Origin of the sequence: Leptonema illini DSM 21528 (genome assembly GCF_000243335.1) — a bacterium.
Classification (GTDB): Bacteria; Spirochaetota; Leptospiria; order Leptospirales; family Leptonemataceae; genus Leptonema; species Leptonema illini.
On the sequence record NZ_JH597773.1, the window covers coordinates 198496 to 214564 of the forward strand.

At 54.8% G+C, this 16069-nt stretch carries 14 protein-coding genes and 1 pseudogene; 10 read left to right on the plus strand and 5 right to left on the minus strand.

Annotated features, from left to right (window positions below; translation table 11 throughout):
* Positions 1-24: 24 nt before the first annotated feature.
* The 3 genes and pseudogenes from LEPIL_RS00875 to LEPIL_RS00880 form a co-directional block, all read right to left on the minus strand.
* Positions 25-471 (minus strand): apolipoprotein A1/A4/E family protein, encoded by a 447-nt coding sequence (locus LEPIL_RS00875; protein ID WP_245826806.1) that lies wholly within the window; start codon positions 469-471, stop codon positions 25-27.
* Between the two features lie 63 nt (positions 472-534).
* Positions 535-681, minus strand: a pseudogene (locus LEPIL_RS24150) (hypothetical protein); the annotation flags it as partial.
* Between the two features lie 119 nt (positions 682-800).
* A complete protein-coding gene (locus tag LEPIL_RS00880; RefSeq protein WP_002769023.1) occupies positions 801-2093 on the minus strand; it encodes an AAA family ATPase in 1293 nt (430 codons plus the stop codon).
* Positions 2094-2167: 74 nt separating this feature from the next.
* On the opposite strand from LEPIL_RS00880, the gene LEPIL_RS00885 reads away from it, so the two are divergent.
* The 7 genes from LEPIL_RS00885 (at position 2168) to LEPIL_RS00915 (ending at position 8273) form a co-directional block, all read left to right on the plus strand.
* Positions 2168-2695, plus strand: coding sequence for a DUF4416 family protein (locus LEPIL_RS00885; RefSeq protein ID WP_002769025.1), 528 nt, complete (start codon positions 2168-2170; stop codon positions 2693-2695).
* Complete coding sequence (locus tag LEPIL_RS00890; RefSeq protein ID WP_002769026.1) at positions 2692-3222, plus strand: hypothetical protein; 531 nt, start codon at positions 2692-2694, stop codon at positions 3220-3222. The genes LEPIL_RS00885 and LEPIL_RS00890 overlap by 4 nt, the downstream gene beginning before the upstream one ends.
* Positions 3223-3299: 77 nt before the next feature.
* Entirely contained in the window at positions 3300-3893 is a 594-nt protein-coding gene (locus LEPIL_RS00895) for a bifunctional nuclease family protein (RefSeq protein ID WP_002769027.1), read from the plus strand.
* Between the two features lie 133 nt (positions 3894-4026).
* Entirely contained in the window at positions 4027-4338 is a 312-nt protein-coding gene (trxA, locus tag LEPIL_RS00900; RefSeq protein ID WP_002769028.1) for a thioredoxin, read from the plus strand.
* Positions 4339-4342: 4 nt separating this feature from the next.
* Entirely contained in the window at positions 4343-5395 is a 1053-nt protein-coding gene (locus tag LEPIL_RS00905) for a suppressor of fused domain protein (RefSeq protein ID WP_002769030.1), read from the plus strand.
* 44 nt (positions 5396-5439) lie between these two features.
* Positions 5440-6450, plus strand: coding sequence for a potassium channel family protein (locus LEPIL_RS00910; RefSeq protein WP_002769032.1), 1011 nt, complete (start codon positions 5440-5442; stop codon positions 6448-6450).
* A 104-nt stretch (positions 6451-6554) separates the two neighbouring features.
* Positions 6555-8273: a putative bifunctional diguanylate cyclase/phosphodiesterase gene (locus LEPIL_RS00915; protein ID WP_002769034.1), complete on the plus strand. Its 1719-nt coding sequence runs from the start codon at positions 6555-6557 to the stop codon at positions 8271-8273.
* Positions 8274-8323: 50 nt separating this feature from the next.
* On the opposite strand, the gene LEPIL_RS00920 is transcribed toward LEPIL_RS00915, so the two are convergent.
* Both LEPIL_RS00920 and LEPIL_RS00925 read right to left on the minus strand, forming a co-directional pair.
* On the minus strand, positions 8324-9892 hold the full coding sequence (locus LEPIL_RS00920) for an OmpP1/FadL family transporter (protein ID WP_143464638.1): 1569 nt from the start codon (positions 9890-9892) through the stop codon (positions 8324-8326).
* Positions 9893-9980: 88 nt separating this feature from the next.
* Entirely contained in the window at positions 9981-12248 is a 2268-nt protein-coding gene (locus LEPIL_RS00925) for a methyl-accepting chemotaxis protein (protein WP_002769038.1), read from the minus strand.
* 260 nt (positions 12249-12508) lie between these two features.
* Here LEPIL_RS00925 and LEPIL_RS00930 point away from each other — a divergent pair, with 260 nt between their 5' ends.
* The 3 genes from LEPIL_RS00930 to LEPIL_RS00940 all read left to right on the plus strand — a co-directional run bounded on the left by LEPIL_RS00930 (position 12509) and on the right by LEPIL_RS00940 (position 16007).
* On the plus strand, positions 12509-14980 hold the full coding sequence (locus LEPIL_RS00930; RefSeq protein ID WP_002769040.1) for a SpoIIE family protein phosphatase: 2472 nt from the start codon (positions 12509-12511) through the stop codon (positions 14978-14980).
* A 180-nt stretch (positions 14981-15160) separates the two neighbouring features.
* A complete protein-coding gene (locus tag LEPIL_RS00935; RefSeq protein ID WP_002769042.1) occupies positions 15161-15589 on the plus strand; it encodes a Crp/Fnr family transcriptional regulator in 429 nt (142 codons plus the stop codon).
* Between the two features lie 4 nt (positions 15590-15593).
* Positions 15594-16007, plus strand: a complete 414-nt coding sequence (locus tag LEPIL_RS00940) for a cyclic nucleotide-binding domain-containing protein (RefSeq protein WP_002769046.1) — start codon at positions 15594-15596, stop codon at positions 16005-16007.
* Positions 16008-16069 lie beyond the last annotated feature (62 nt).

Here is a 16069-nt window from a genome sequence, read left to right on the forward strand (position 1 = left end):
GTTGTTTTCTTCCGACTCCTTCCATCAGGGAAGGAGTCGAAGCAACAGACGATTGACGATGGGATACAGAGTGACCGCAAGAGCCAGGCCGGTTAAGATCCACTTCGTCTGAGAGGATATCTCTTTATGCACGCCGGCAAACTCTCTTTGCACATTGACGAAGCCTCTTAGCATTTCGCTCTGCAATTCAGCGAATCGGTTCTGTGTGTCAGCCCGCAACCCGGCAATACTGCCTTGCGTTTCAGCTCGCAACTCGGCAATACTGTTTTGCATTTCGGCTCGCAACTCAGCAGTACTGCTCTGCATTTCAGTCCGTAATTCAGCCATACCGGTCTGCATTTCGCTCCGTAGCTCGGCCCGCAATTCGGCGATACCGGTTCGCATCTCGCCTCGCAGCTCCGCAATCTCTGTTTTTGTTTCAGTGCGAAAATCGGCGACCTGCGTACGCAGATCAGAAAAATCCGATCTCAAATCAGCAAATTCCGTCCTGAGTTCAGCGAACTCAAGCCTCAGTCCGGAGACTTCCTGCGTTAATCTGCTTTCAAATCTCTCTACAGACATAGAGGTAAGACTCTCTTCCTGAAGAGAATGAAGATGGACGAGATAGTCAAACAATTTTATCGAAGCCGTTTCTCCGAGAACGGTGACGATTTCCTGTGGCAACTGAGGAAGTGTTTTCAAGCGGCCCCTCCGTAGCCTTTAAGGTGGCAGATGAGCCGATTTGATTCATATTTTTTCGCATTCTCGCAAGATTTTTCCCTCGGGGGATCTGAGAGGACTCTGCGACAGCGTGCGGTCTCTCACGAATGCAGCTGAAGCCATTCGATGTCGCGGATCTTTTCGCGCACGAGTTCGAGGTACGTAGAGGCCGGAGGCGCCGACGCCGCGGCCTTCTCAAGTACAAGATGCCGGGCCCAGCGCCGCTCAGCCATCTGACAGATGTCGCGGATGTTGCGCCCCGATAATCCTTCGCCGAGTTCTGACAGGCCCTTCAGTTCGGCGTCGTTCAGATGATGCACATACTGCCTGAAAATCGCCTCGCGTTCTTTTGCATCGGGCATGGGGAAGCGAAGGATCGTATCAAAACGCGACAGCAGAGCCCGATCAAGATCCATGGCGCGATTGGTCGCCCCGATCGTGAGAATGCCGTTTTTACGCTCAAAGCCGTCAATCTTACGCAGCAGAACGGATAACACCCTGCGCGTCGCCTCGATCAGTCCCTCTTCGCGCGAACCGGCCAGCGAATCGATCTCGTCAAGAAAGAGGATGGCTCGTTCGAAGACCTCGCAGGCGTCGAAGATGGCGGCCATGTTCTGCGCCGATTCGCCGTAGTACTTCGACAGAATGTTCTCAACGGGAACATAGACAAGCGGCAGACCGGCCTCTTTCGCCAGGATACGCGCCATCGTCGTTTTACCGACGCCGGGCGGTCCCTCGAAGAGGATGGCGCGCGGCAGTCCTGCCGATGCTCCGCGCGAAAGACGGGAGACCTCGTGAAAGACCTCGGGATGCTGCAGCGGCATGAGGATGGTCTCCTGCACCTCCTGCTTCGTCTTTTCGTAGCCGCCGATCGAATCCCATGTTTCGGTGAGCGCCGTGCGTTCTTCATCGCCGGGCAATCCATAAACGCTTGCACCGAGCTTCGAAAGCACGGCGGTAGGATTCACCTTCGCCACAGCCGGATGAAAGAGCTTGAAAAGGCCGACAATGGCCTGGATCTCTTCCTGGACGAGATTGCCGGGACGCGAGATCTCGACGCGCGGATAACCAATATCGATGAACTTGAATTTGATGCCCTGACTGAAATACTTCGTCTCATAGAGATTCGATCCCATCGACTGGAAGACGGCAAACGACGCCTCCATCGTGTGCACGCGAAGGTTCTCAATGCAGCTCTTGAGAAGCAGGAGGGCGTCGACGATATGCTCTCTATCCATGATCGGCGGAGCGAAGGTGACCTTCAGCTCGCCTTTCTCGAATACGATGCGCGGAATCTCAAGGCCTGCTCTGCCCGCCATAAAGCGTTCGATCTCGGCCTCGATCTGCTGTTTTGCCGTGATGAAGTCTATTTCTCCGGGTCGCGCATCGGTCATAACGGAAGAAGAGACACAGGCGACAGGATGTCAAATTGTATTTGACCGCAGATTTGCAGGCAGTCTTTCGAAGCATGTCGGCGAAATGGAAAGCTCCTCTCAAAGAACCTCCGGCGGCGCGCTTTTATATCGCCGTCGCCTTTGACGAAGACGAGCATTACCACGACATGAAAAAGAAGCTCGCAGCGGAGTTCGGTAAGATCGATTTTGAGACGAATCCCGATCCGCTTCTTCCGGTACCGTCGCTTTACGGCGGTCATGACTATCGCAAATTTCGCGTTATCAGCTTCGAGCGGCCTATCGCCCGCGAAGAGCTTGTCGATTTACGCCGCCGCTGCCTGGCACTGGAAGTGCGACATCAGAAGAACGGTCGCCTGCTTGTAGAGCTCGATCCCGGCTACGTTCACATCTATGGTGCGGTACGCACAGCCCTTGAAGAGGATTTTCACCGCATCTATCTCTATGGCGGCATCTACGGCGAAAGCCTCTATTATTTCGAAAAGATGTCGTATCGCCCGTGGCTGCACACTCCGGACTTTTTTCGAAGTCCTGAAATTCTCGTTGCCTTCAACGATCTGCGTCTCATCGTCAGTCAGGCATGAATCCCCGTCGCACCCTGATTGCTCTATCGGTCGTTCTATGCGCTCTGCTACTCGTTGCATGCTCTGAGGAGCCCGTGTATGCCTGCGATCTTTTCTCCAACGGAAAATGCACATTCAAGCCTGGAGACGTGTATGAGGTGCCCGCTCCGCAGAGGCCGGTCGTGACCTGGACGGATTTTTCGCATCATCTCTACTTTCATTCTAAGATCACGCCCGGATTGCGCGTGCGCAAATCTGCCATTGACGAATTGAATGAAAAGAAAGCCGGAGTCTGTCATTATCGGCTGAGCGATCCACGCCGGCAGCTAATTGCCGTGGAGGGGGAGCTGGAGGGGTTTCGCGTCGACGACGACGGTATCTGGTGCTTCGACTACTTCGGCACACAGCTGTTACATTTTGTTCGAACCAACGACATCGCCGACGAAAAGGTCGACATGGCCCTTTTTCCGCTGGAGCTTGAGATACACCTGAATTCAAAGGGACCGTCTGTGCGACGGCTGATCCGGCTGTCAGGCTGGCAGCCCTGATCGCCGGCAACCGCATCCGCTCAGTAAAGCTGTAGATTACTTGCCGAATGAGCATTCCCTGAAATCCTTGCATCTATATGATGCCGGACGACCTGATGGAAGTCAACATCGCCGACGTATCCATCACAAACGTTGGCTTTGCTCTCTTTTTCAAGCCTGTGGGCTCGACCTCGCCGAAGGTGGTGCCTATCTTTATCGGTCCGCTGGAGACCTATTCGATTTCCAGCGCCCTTGACGGAATTACTCCTCCGCGCCCGAATACGCATGACCTGATGATCAACATCTTCAAGCAGATGGAAGCCCGCCTGCTTCATGTCGTCATCAACGATATTATCGGGAATATTTTCTATGCGCGCATCGTCATCCAGCATGAGGATCGCATTCTTGAGATCGACGCACGTCCATCCGATTCCGTCGCTCTGGCCATCCGGTCAGGCTGCCCGATCTTCATGCACGAGAAGGTCTATCGCGACGCTGCCGTGATTATAGGCGAAGAAGGCGAGGCCGCAGAGACGGGCGAGAAACCGATCATAAGCGACGAGAATCAGGTAGAAGATCGCACCGACCTCGAACGCCTGCAGGAGCAGCTTCAGAGAGCTCTCGAAAACGAGAACTACGAAGACGCGGCTCGTATCCGTGATCGTATTCGCGATTTCAAGCAGGAGAATTGATGCGACATTCGTGCAATAGCCCCATGTTAACGATACGGGGCAGATTCAAGAGCGCCTGGTGGGTGAGTCGATGAATGCCTGCGACGGTCATTCTTTGAATACCTTTTACTGAATATGCCTTCGGAATATCGATATGGACAAGTTACCCGCACGTTTTGACGATCTGATTGCACAGAATCAGCTGCCCGTTCTCGTCGATTTCTGGGCTGAGTGGTGCGGCCCCTGCCACATGCTTGCGCCTGTCGTAAAAGAGCTGGCACGTCAGTGGAAGGGACGGGTAACGGTGATCAAGATCAACACCGATGAAAAACCCGAACTGTCGCAGCGCTTCGGTATCAGTTCCATACCGACTCTCATTCTGTTCAAGAACGGGCGAGAGGTGCACCGTCTGAGCGGAGCTGCCCCGATAGAACGTCTTCGCACCGAATTTGAACCACATCTGTAATTTCATGAGCCATATCCTGATCGAAGAAGAAAACCCGTATGGAAACGCCGGCGCCTTCGTCGAAGACGACGGACGCACCGTCTATCTCTACAGAGTTCCGGCCGAGGGGTCGGTTATCCAGCCCTCTGCCGTCTGGGTACGCAACCTCCTGCCCGCTCCGACCGAAGCGGATGATGCGCCGGTACGCGGCATGGCTCCGCTCATGAAGGCCGACAGCTGCAATCACGCCGGAGGCTCCCCCGCTCTGCAATCCGACGAGCTTGACCTGATCTGGTTTCCCGATGGAACGGGCGTCACGCTCTACGTAAACGGAGAGGTGGAGGCAGTCTTGCCTCCCTGGGCCGGACACGATTTCGTTCAGGGTTATGCGCGCGAGGCCCGCGGCTATGAGGCCTCGACCATTCCGCTTCCTCCGGGCGACTCGGGTTTCCATACGAGGCTTGAAGAGAACAGAGAGTTCTGGAACCGACGCACGCGAAAGGGCGACTGGGAAGAGTACAGGGATCGCATGCTTGCCTACTACGAGTCGTTTCTCGGCAGGCATTCGCAGTATTTCGCCGTCGATCAGAAGATCCCTCTGCTCGGCATCGTGCAGTTTAACGACGTACCGCTCGATCTGAAACGACCGACCTCAACAGGCGACCAGAGCAGCACCGTTCTTGTCACTCTCGGTATGGGACGACAGCCGCAACCCGGCATCGAGATGTATCATGAGAACCCCGACGAGATACTGCATAGCGAGATACTCACGTTTTTTCCCGGAGCGCCCGATTTCGCCGTTTCCCTGCTCGGTCGCATCGCCGCCTACCCCTGGAAGACCGGACGCTTCTTCGACCACGGCCACATCTACGAAAGCGGGCGCACGGAGTCCGTATGCGATTTCTTGATCAGCGCGCATGCGGCGGATGCCGGCTGGCCCGTGATTCCGACAGCTCCTCTGCACGATGATCGTTATCCGATACGCATGCTTTATGCCGTACCGGCAACGCAGGAAGACGTGCTTGTGGCCCGCGCCAGAGGCGTGGATTTCAGGCTACAGCGCATGTTCGATCGCTGACAAAACTCTTGCCAGCCCGTAGCCAACCGATGAGCTGGAGTCGAATGAGACGCTCCGGCTCAGAATGGCATGACCTGCTGCATCAGATCGACAGGCCGGTACTCTTTCTGAGCGTGCTCCTGCTGGGCGGCACGCTGGGCTACAGAGCGATCGAAGGATGGACCTATCTCGATTCGCTCTATATGACGGTGATCACGCTGACCACCGTCGGCTTCGGCGAAACCCATCCGCTCTCTGAGGGCGGACGCATATTTACGATAATCCTGCTTATTGGCGGCGTAATCTTTTATGCCACAGCTCTGAACGCCCTTGCCCAGGGATTGCTGGATCATCGCTTCGCCGAAATGATGAATCAACTTGGGATCAACAGGAAGATCGCGAGAATGAAAGACCATTACATTATATGCGGCGGCGGTCGCATGGCCTTTGCAATCGGGCTGGAGCTTGAGAAGGCCGGCATTCCGTTCATTTTTATCGAGCAGAATCCGCACTCCATCGTTACCGAACACAAGGTTCGCTGGCCCATTCTTATTAAAGACGCCCTGCTTGAAGAATCGCTGCTTGAGGCCGGCATTCAGAAGGCGAAAGGCCTGGCCGCCGTGCTGCCCACCGATGCCGACAACTTATTCGTCGTGCTCTCCGCACGCAGTCTCAACCCTTCGCTTTTTATTCACACGCGTATCGCCCTTGAATCCAGTCGCTCTAAAATGATACAGGCCGGAGCCAACAAGGTCGTTTCGCCGTATAACGCCGGCGGAGTGCAGATTGCGCGGGCCTTCTTGAATCCCGAAGTCGACGACTTTCTCTCCGTCGTTACCGACCGTGCGCACTATGACTTCGAAATGAAGATGCATACGGTATCGCCAGACGATCCCTTCTGCAATAAACCGCTTCGCCAGACGGAGTTCCGACAGGAAGGCTTCACCGTCATCGCCGTAAAATATCCGGATGGACAGATGGTCTTCGCGCCCGACGCATCGTTTTCGCTTCGCGCCGGGTATCAGATCTTTCTCATGGGGCCCGGACGACAGATCGTTCGCGACGAAGTAGAGTAGCGGGAGGATAATCTCGCGCGAAACCTGCGAGAAAAGAAGCAATAAACGAGAGATTCAAAAAAAGTCCTTGTTCTGTCGCAGCTTTTTCCTCTCTTATCTTTAAGATGGCCGGAATTCGAAGACGTCTGCTTCGCCTGCTGATGCGGCTGTACCAGCGACGAAGGTTACTCAGCCTTGGCCTGCTTTTCACGGCCCTGTATATCGGCGGGTTTGTCGTCGCTTTTCATCGATTCGGCACGGCACTGATTCTGCTCTCTTTTCTTCCTAACGCCGTCCTGTCGCTCGGTGGAAAACGCTACGGCATTCTTGCCGGCACGTTGATCGGCGCGATCAACACCATTTTCATCGTCGTCTATCTGCCCGAAATCACCGGCGAGCTCTTCTACAGCAGCGTTCTCATCGATTTTCTCGTTCAGATTCTGATCGGTCTGGGCGTGGGTCATCTTCGCGATAGCCAGCGCACGATGGAGCGCATCGTCAGGCAGAGGCAGCATGCCATTAATAGAGTGCGGCACATGGCCCTGCATGATTCGCTGACAGGTTTAGCCAATCATCGACTTCTCTATGAAGAGCTGGATCTCGAAATACGGCATGCACAACGCGATAAAAAGCGGCTGGCCGTTCTCTTCATCGACATCGACGATTTCAAGCACGTGAACGCCTCACTGGGTTATCATGAAGGCGACGAATTACTCAAGCATACCGGCAAGGCCATTCTTGACTCTCTGCGTCTCAGCGACACGGTCGCCCGCTTCGGCGGCGACGAATTCATCGCCGTTCTGCCAGGGATCGGGTCAGCAGAGGATATCCTGCCTGTCACGAATCGATTGCTCAAAGCCATTCAAACAGCATCTGCGACGGTTCGTCTTTCCATCAGCGGCGGCATCGCCGTATACCCCGAAGACGGGACAACGCCGGCCGATCTGGTCCGCAATGCCACCGATGCGATGTTTGTGGCCAAAGAAAACGGAAAAGGACTCTTTCGTTACTGGAAAGAAGTACAGCACGAAACGATCCGGCATCGTCTTGCCGTCGAAGCGGCTTTACAGAGCGCTCTGCTGCGCGATGAATTCCGACTGTTTTATCAGCCCATCCTGCATATTACGGACGGCCATATTATCGGCGCCGAGGCGTTGCTACGATGGACAAGCCCCGAACTGGGCGAGATCTCGCCCGCAGTCTTTATTCCTGTCGCCGAGAAAAGCGGCGTTATACGCGAGATCGGCCTCTGGGTTCTGGATCGCGTGCTCTCTGATCTGAAGGCTCTGAACGTGAAAGGCCAGGCCCTTGAATTTATCGCCGTGAACGTTTCCACAGTGCAGCTCATCGACCCGCACTTTCCAGCGCAGGCTCTACAGAAAATCCGGAGCGCCGGCATTGATCCGTCCAGACTTGAGTTTGAAGTGACCGAAACGGGCATAGCGCTTCAGGGCAATCCGGCGGGATTGCTTGCGCCGATCAAAAAGATCGGCGTGCGCATCGCTCTTGATGATTTCGGTACGGGTAACTCTTCGCTGCGTTATCTTTCAGATCTGCCTATTGACGTTTTGAAAATCGACGGATCGTTCGTTAAGAAGACGATGGTCGACTCCAAAGCCGCCGTGATCACGCATACGATCGTCTCGCTGGCGCTTTTATTGAATCTGAATATCGTCGCCGAATGCATCGAAAACGAAGAGGAACGACAGACCATGTATTTCATGGGTGTGGATCGAATGCAGGGATTTCTTTTCAGTCCTGCCGTAGCCTTCGAAGAATTCTCGGCCATGCTCAGCCGCAATCACTCGCTGCCTCCGATTGAAACGATAGATTCCCATCCGTAACCGAAAAAATGGCCGCCCCGCAGGGCGGCCGACCCTTCACCTTCGGTATTTCATTCGCTCCGGTGTTTGATCCCGATCGAGAATATCGTCTGTTGCATGGATACTTCGTAATTCATATAGGGGTTCTTGATGCCGTTCGCATCGAAAGAATAGAGGGCATGCAGAACGGTCCAATCCGACATCGTATCGCCTTTTACCGTCGAGAGGAAGGCATGCTCGACGGCAAAGTCGACATCAAGGCGATCGAAGCGCAGTCCCAGGCCCAGAGACGCATGATGCGTCGTAATCGCCGGGAAAAGCGGATTCACGCCCGCCGAAGTCACAGGATTCGTTCCGTAGTTATACCCGATACGATAGGCGACCGTGTCGGGCCGGTATTCGACGCCGACGGCATAGACGTTCTGGTCTCTCCATTTCATGTTGAAGGCGAGTCGATTCGTGACCAGGCCGCCCGGCATCGTCACATACGGAGCGGAAAGATCGAACTCAATCGTATTCATGACGGAGGCCCAGTTGATTCGAGAATAGGTCAGGCCTACGATCAGTCCCTTTTTATTATCGTAGGCGACGCCGACGCCGTGTTTATCCGGATAACCCATATTCATCGAAACAGTGGGCTTCAAGAAATACCGCGGATCGCCTTCATTGACGCTCATCTTACCGTCGAAGCGCAGATTGGTGCGACCCGTATATGCGTAGGACGCTGCCCAGTTTTCGGTGATTTCGTAAACAAGGCCCACTTTGCCCGCCATACCATACGCCGTATCGCTTTCGTAGCGATAGCCGGCACCGGGCATCGTCATGAAGCCTCCCGGATCTTTAAACGTCCACTCCCACTTCATCTGCGCGGCCCCGACATCGACGCCCACACCGACATGAAGGGCGTTCGTCAGCTGATAGCTGAAGCCAAACGTCGTCTTCACGAAGGCCAGGTTCGAATACGTACGCTCACGAATCTGACGCAGATCACCGATCAATGGAAGGGTTAACGTCGGATCGCCGGCAAGCCCCTGAAAGAGCTGATTCAGCGTGCCACCGTTCGGCGTCGTGCGCAGAATACCGTCAAATTCGGCACCCATACCGCCCTGAGCGTAGAAACTCACCCCCCACGCCATGCGATCATTGATCGGAGCGGCGTAACCGATATACGGTAACGGAAATAGCGACGGTTCGCTTCGCACCGAGTTGTTATAGCTGAGGTCGGCATTTCCCGGATAAAACTTATCTCTGTAGGTTAACTGAGGCGCCATCAGGCTGAGGCCGGCCTCAAAGATCGCATCGTCAAGTCGGGTTAAGTTCGAAGGGTTCGATTCAAGGTCCATCACCGACCCGCCGATGGCAAGCGTCGCACCGCCCATGCCCATATAGCGGGTACCATAGGATGTCATCAGCATTCCGTTTGTGGCCTGAAGGGAAGAGGCCAGCAGGAGAGTCGCCGTTACAAGAAGCGCCGCTCCCCCCTGTCTGTGAAGGGTAAACATAATCGCCACCTTATGAGCGGCACCGGGCCCGACGGTCAGACGCCGCATCTGGCCTGAAAGGATCGATCTGTGGAACAGACCCGCGCCATCAGGCGATTCAGAGCAGCCCGGATGATGGCGGCAGGATTCATCCTGCATGAAAAGAGTAGCATGCCACTTAAACGATACAAGCAAAATCGCAAAAAAAATCAGAATTGAGATAGGGTCGCAACACCCGCGCGCCCGGTCAGCTCGATTTGCGCGTTATCCGATCACGGATCTCGAACTGCGAGACAAGTTCCTGTAGCGATTCGGCGATCGTGCCCAGGTTGATGGCCGCCTTGCTTGTATGATGGGCGTCGCCGATCATCCGGTCGGAGCTTTCTGCAACACCCGAAACAAGCCCCGAGATGCTGCCGGCGCTGGATTCCTGCTCTTTGAGCACCTTTTCTATATTGGCCACGGCGCCGACGATAACCATGTTTGCATCGCGTATAAAGCTGAGCTCGCGATTCGCCTGTTCGGCCAGGCCGCTTCCGTTCACGGCGAGGTTTACGGTCGCGTCCATGCTTGAGGCGGCGTTCTTCGCACCCTTTTGCATACGTCCGACCATTTCATGAATCTGTACCGTCGCCTGGCTTGTGCGCGTCGCCAGCTTGGTCACCTCATCGGCGACGACGGCAAAACCGCGTCCATAGTCGCCCGCACGCGCGGCCTCGATAGCGGCGTTCAAGGCGAGCAGATTGGTGCGATCGGTGATCTCGCTCACAAGCGAAAGGATCTCGGCGACGCGAACGGCCTCCGCATCAAGCTGTCTGATGATTTCAGCCGAATCCGAAACGGCCGATGAGATGCGTCGCACCTCGTCAAGCAGCGTCTGAATCGTCGTCTCGCCGATTTCAAGACGGTTTACGGAGCTGTGCACGGTCTGTCTGGCCTTATCTGCTCGATCGCTGGCGTGTTCGATGGAAGATAACAGCTCTTCCACAGAGGCAGCCATCGTCGTCGTCGATTCCTGCTGCACAACCGATCGCTTCAGACTGCGTTCGGCGGACTCGTCGAGAGCAAGGGCCTCTTCTTTAAGACGAACGACAGTATCCTGCGTTTGATGAAGCAGCGATCGTATGCGACTGCGAAGCTCCGTATTCGCAGAGATCATCGAATGAAAATCAAAGTGCCCGCGTGATTGATCCTCTTCAAAGCCGTCGATACGCAGCTGGTTCATCTCAATACGCAGCTCGCCAAGAAGCTCCATCAGATTGTTGCGCATCATCTCAAGCGACGTCATTAAATCGGCGAACTCATCCTGGCCGCGAACCACTATGCCTTTCTCAATATCGCCGTCGGCGATGCGTCGGGCAACATCCATCGCCTCCCGTGTTACGCGAAAGAATTTGCTGCCTATGGAAAAGCCGATCGGCAGCATCACACATACAAGCAGGAGCAATACGGCGCTGAACGTTACAAGGACCGTGTTATAGCGTCCCTCAGCCGCCGCAAAATGCGCCTCAGCCGTCGATTCCTGAAATTGAGCCAGACGGTCGGCAGCCTGCATCAGATCGTCGGATTGTCGGCGACCTTCTTTTAGAAAAACGCCGAGCAAGTCAGAGGGATAACGATTCTCACGCGGACCTGCCATCGTCGCAAGGACCGTCTTTCGCCACACCGCCTCTTTCGCTCGATATTCCCTCGCAAGAGCAATTTCGTCGGCATCGTGCTGCATCGCATCGTAGGTTTTCCAGCGTGCGTCGATCTCTTTCAGAAAAGAATCGATGCGGTCCAGATGAAAAGACACCGGATGCGTATGCAGTTCTTTCGTCGCCGCATCGGGAGAATGCTGGTAGGCAAGCAGCACTTCGTTATCAGTCTGATGCTGCAACGACACGATCTCGGTAATCATACCGGCCGTCTTCATCTGCGTTTCGTAGAGAGAATGCATCGCATCGCGAGAGGCCAGCAGGCCGATCCAGGCGTATCCGAAAACATAGCTGAAAAGAGCAGTGGATAACAGAATAAATGTGAGGAAGCGCTGGCGAAGCGTAATGCGCTCCAGCCGACGGCGAAGCGCCGCCCAGCCACCTTTACGTTGCAAATGGCCACCTTCGAGAGCGACAGCGGAGTCGGTTTTCAGGCGTTCATAGAGGCGTTCGGCATCGGCGATCTCTTCGGCCGTCGCCGCGAAGCGAACGGAATGATACCCCCCACCGCGGATGGCGTTCACGTTCGCCCTCACCCAGTAATGGTCGCCGTCTTTGCGGCGATTCTTAACGATGCCCGACCAGGGTCGCCCGGCCTGTAGACTGCTCCAGAGATCGCGAAAGACTTCGGGTGGAACGTCGGGATGTCTGACGATATTATGAGCCTGACCGACAAGCTCTTCGCGTTCAAATCCGGAAACGTCCACAAAAGCGTCGTTCGCATAAAGGATACGTCCTTTCGCGTCGGTGCGGCTAACCAGGATCACATTGCCGGGGATTTCAAACTGGTGATTCGTAACCGGAACATTGTTACGCATGAAGAGCCCCTTAAGAATAGCAGAGATACGACAGTGGGGTATTTCGAAGCGCTCTGTCAAACGGAATAAAGAAAATAGAGGTCTCAGTTACCTGCCTGTTTGAGAAGGACTTACCATTCAAAGACCTCTGATAATCGTTTTAAGGATGTGGAATTTTCGTTCAGAAACAATCGCGCTGAAGCGACCGTAGCACTCCTGAAAAGGGCCGGTCCGCCACGAAACTGACTTCCCTTTGAAACGACGCTTTTGAGAATGTCTGCATGCGATTCGCGCGACCGTTGGTTCTGCTGCTTGCACTGATTACCCTTCCTCTTCGCGCCGAGTCTGTAACAGCGGATCGTCTTGCTACAGGATACGACCTCCACTCCGAACCCTACTGGCGCCTTGCCGATGGGCTCATCGATCCGCAGATGATAGAAAAAGAGCTCGCTGAGGGAAAAAAACCGTGCAGTGACGAGCGGTGGCACGTAGAAACGACGGGTCGATCCCTGCCGGGCGCCGTCGTCGGCCAGAGCGGCACCGTCACCTACTGCCGCGTATTCGACCTCGAAAAAGCCCCCGACCAGCCCATGGCCGTCAATTTAAGCGAGATCGACGACAGGGATCGCGCATTCATTAACGGCGTTCCCGTCGGCTCGACGGGAGATTTCCAGAACGCAGAGGCCCAAGCATACGATCGAACGAGGCTTTATCTGTTTAACGGCGATGTTCTGCGCCAGGGCACAAACGTCATCGTCGTTCATGTAAGCGGATTCTCGTTATCGGCGCGATGGGGCATGATCAACGAACGTACCCGTATCGGACCGGCCGAGCTTCTTCTCAAAGAGCACGACAGGCTCAATTTCACGCAGCTTTTCCTGTTAACCGTATACGCCACCGTCGGAGCTTACTTTCTCTTTCTGTTCGTGAACCGTCGGAGGGACCGCGAGAATCTCTTCTTCGCTCTATTTGCACTGGCGCTTGTACTCTATCAGTTTCTACGCACACAGATCAAATACGATCTCTTTGACTCCTTCTTCATATTGAAGAGGATCGAGTATATCGCTCTTATGACGCTCGTTCCGCTCTTCTATCTTTTCTTTCGAGCCTATTTTACCGTGCAGAACAGCCGGGCAAAACTCATACTGAACACAGGCGGAACCGTGGCCATCGGCATCGCAGCGGCGTGTATCATCACCTATCTTGTATCGCCTGATCCGCTTTTCTGGTCATCGGTAAATAAGACTTTCTATCTGCTTGGCGCCGCTCCTCTTGCCATGCTACAGATCGTCGCCCTGCTCGGTTATCATGCCTTTCAAAAGAACCGAGACGCCATTATTATGATGACGGGCCTGATCGTTCTCATGGCAGCGATGGTCGTCGATTCACTCTCGACGTTCGGGTACATTAACGTCGCGCGCATCGGCACCTATGCCTTCTTTATCTTTGTGGTCAATCTTGCCCTGATTCTCGCCAACCGCTTCGTGCGCCTGCACACGGAGGTTGAAGATCTCAACCAGAATCTCGAACGCAAGGTCGAAACCCGCACCGAAGAGCTGCAGCTCACACTGAAAGAGGTGCAGACGCTGAAAGAGAAACAGGACGGAGATTATTTTCTCACGTCGCTATTGATCAGTCCACTGGCGCGCACCGACGTAAGGTCAGAACGGATTGACGTGCAGGTGCTCACAAGACAGAAAAAGGCCTTCACGTTTAACCGCCGACAGTCCGAGATCGGCGGCGACATCTCCATCGCCGAGCGTATTCATTTACAGAGTCATCCGTATATCGTTTATATCAATGCCGATGCCATGGGAAAATCCATCCAGGGAGCGGGCGGCGCTCTCGTCATCGGCACCGTTTTTCGCGCCCTGCTCGCTCGCACGCAGAACACCGACGAATTCCGCAATCTGCCGCCCGAACTCTGGCTGAAAGAGGCCTATCGCGAAATCCAGGACGTTTTCTGTACATTCGACGGCAGCATGCTTCTCTCGGCTTCGATCGGCCTCATCGATGAGCGCGGCATCCTCTACAGCTTCAACGCCGAGCATCCGCGCACGGTTCTCTATCGAAGGGCACAGGCCTCCTTCGTCGACGCTGATCCGATGTTCTTTAAATTCGGCATCGACATCGTGCGCGAAAGCTTCTCGGTGCTCGTTCAACCGCTCGAACCGGGCGACGTGCTCATCCTCGGCACGGACGGCCGGGACGATATCATGCTCACCGAGGGCATCAACACCGATCAGGATCTGTTTCTGCGACATGTTGAAAAAGGTGATGGCAATCTCGCCGACATCATCCGTTCTATCAGGGATAGCGGTGAGTTAACCGACGACCTGTCGCTTCTGCGAATCGCTTTCGCCGGCAATACGAGCCGGCACGACGCGAAAACCGACAGCGCATACAACCGAAACAAGGCCCTGAAATTCATAGAAATCGCCGAATACGATAAGGCTATCTCGCTGCTTGAAGCGGCCGTCGACGAGAATCCCGTCGACACCGAATCGCTGTACTGGCTGTCGTATCTGCAGCGCAAGCTTGCAAAGCGCCGCAAAGATCTCGAAAAAGCCGTGCAGACGGGCGAACGCGTGCATATACGACGCCCCGACGACGTACGCAATCTCATCAATCTCATGGTCTGCTATCGCAGGCTCGGCTCGCCGGCGGCGACGATCATCGCCGAAAAGATCGTGGCCCTTGATCCGTCATCGACAAAGGCGCGGCGCCTGCTGCGCTTCGTGCATGAGGAATGAAGGCTATCACGACGCACGCTCGACTTGCCCGTCTCCAGATTTCGATGCATAATACCACTATACGCCGGTTCAGTAGAAAATCCCACTGAAGACCTATAATATCGCAATACCTCTTCCTTTACTGCGTACCGCCTCGCAAACTTCGATTGCCAGCGATGACGCCGTCCTTACAGTTGCAGCATGTCTCCTAAGGTGATTGAGATCGTGCAGAGGATTACGGCGCGGGATATTCCCGGCGGCACGATCATTTTTAAAGAAGGCGCCGAGTCGACGGATGAGATGTACTTCGTTTTCAAGGGAGAGATCAGCATCTACAAGATTCGCGACGGACAGCCAAGGGAGATCAACCGCATCAAGCCGGGTAACTTCTTCGGAGAGATGGCCCTGATTCAGTCTAAGCCGCGACTGGCGACGGCGAAAGTCGTCAGCGAGTCGGCGAAGCTCGCCATCATCGACAAACCCATGTTGCTCAAACTCGCCGGATCAAGCCCCGAATTCCTTTTTTATCTGCTGCGCCATGCCGTTTCGCGCCTGCTTATCGCCGAAGATAAACTACAGGCCGTGCGCGAAGAGCTGCGCAACGAGAAGCTGAAGAAAGGAATCGTATAACCGCATGTCGCTGAACGTATTCGAATATGTAAATAACCTGCCCGTCATGCTCTACAAAGAGAAAGACGTCGTCTTCGCCCAGGACGACGCCTCGGACGGAAAGATGTTCTTCGTCGCCGAAGGCGAGCTTGCCGTGCTTCGCCGCATCGAAGGCGATACGCATGAACTGAACCGTTTGCATCCCGGAGATTTCTTCGGCGAGATGGCCATTTTAAACAAGATGCCTCGCTCGGCGACGATCGTCGTCACCTCGAAACATGCGAAGCTCGGCTATTTAGACGAGCCTATGTTTCTCAAGATCGCCAGGGTGAATCCGATCTTTCACTATTCTCTTTTGAAACTGGTGATCCAGCGCATCGGACAGATTGAAGACGATATCGAAGAGTCTCTCGAGGAGTTGAAGAAGCTGCGCGGATAAGCGGTGATATGCATCCGACGTCAGTTGCTGAAAGCATTCCGCTTGAAAGGGTGAGCGCCCCC

Bases quoted from the DNA above. Each gene is read 5' to 3' on its own strand.
- LEPIL_RS00915 (WP_002769034.1), top strand. From the start codon at position 6,555: ATGGCCGGAATTCGAAGACGTCTGCTTCGCCTGCTGATGCGGCTGTAC.
- LEPIL_RS00935 (WP_002769042.1), top strand. From the start codon at position 15,161: ATGTCTCCTAAGGTGATTGAGATCGTGCAGAGGATTACGGCGCGGGAT.
- LEPIL_RS00925 (WP_002769038.1), bottom strand. From the start codon at position 12,248: ATGCGTAACAATGTTCCGGTTACGAATCACCAGTTTGAAATCCCCGGC.
- LEPIL_RS00910 (WP_002769032.1), top strand. From the start codon at position 5,440: ATGAGACGCTCCGGCTCAGAATGGCATGACCTGCTGCATCAGATCGAC.
- LEPIL_RS00940 (WP_002769046.1), top strand. From the start codon at position 15,594: ATGTCGCTGAACGTATTCGAATATGTAAATAACCTGCCCGTCATGCTC.
- LEPIL_RS00905 (WP_002769030.1), top strand. From the start codon at position 4,343: ATGAGCCATATCCTGATCGAAGAAGAAAACCCGTATGGAAACGCCGGC.
- LEPIL_RS00895 (WP_002769027.1), top strand. From the start codon at position 3,300: ATGATGCCGGACGACCTGATGGAAGTCAACATCGCCGACGTATCCATC.
- LEPIL_RS00890 (WP_002769026.1), top strand. From the start codon at position 2,692: ATGAATCCCCGTCGCACCCTGATTGCTCTATCGGTCGTTCTATGCGCT.
- LEPIL_RS00885 (WP_002769025.1), top strand. From the start codon at position 2,168: ATGTCGGCGAAATGGAAAGCTCCTCTCAAAGAACCTCCGGCGGCGCGC.
- LEPIL_RS00880 (WP_002769023.1), bottom strand. From the start codon at position 2,093: ATGACCGATGCGCGACCCGGAGAAATAGACTTCATCACGGCAAAACAG.
- LEPIL_RS00930 (WP_002769040.1), top strand. From the start codon at position 12,509: ATGCGATTCGCGCGACCGTTGGTTCTGCTGCTTGCACTGATTACCCTT.
- trxA (WP_002769028.1), top strand. From the start codon at position 4,027: ATGGACAAGTTACCCGCACGTTTTGACGATCTGATTGCACAGAATCAG.
- LEPIL_RS00920 (WP_143464638.1), bottom strand. From the start codon at position 9,892: ATGCAGGATGAATCCTGCCGCCATCATCCGGGCTGCTCTGAATCGCCT.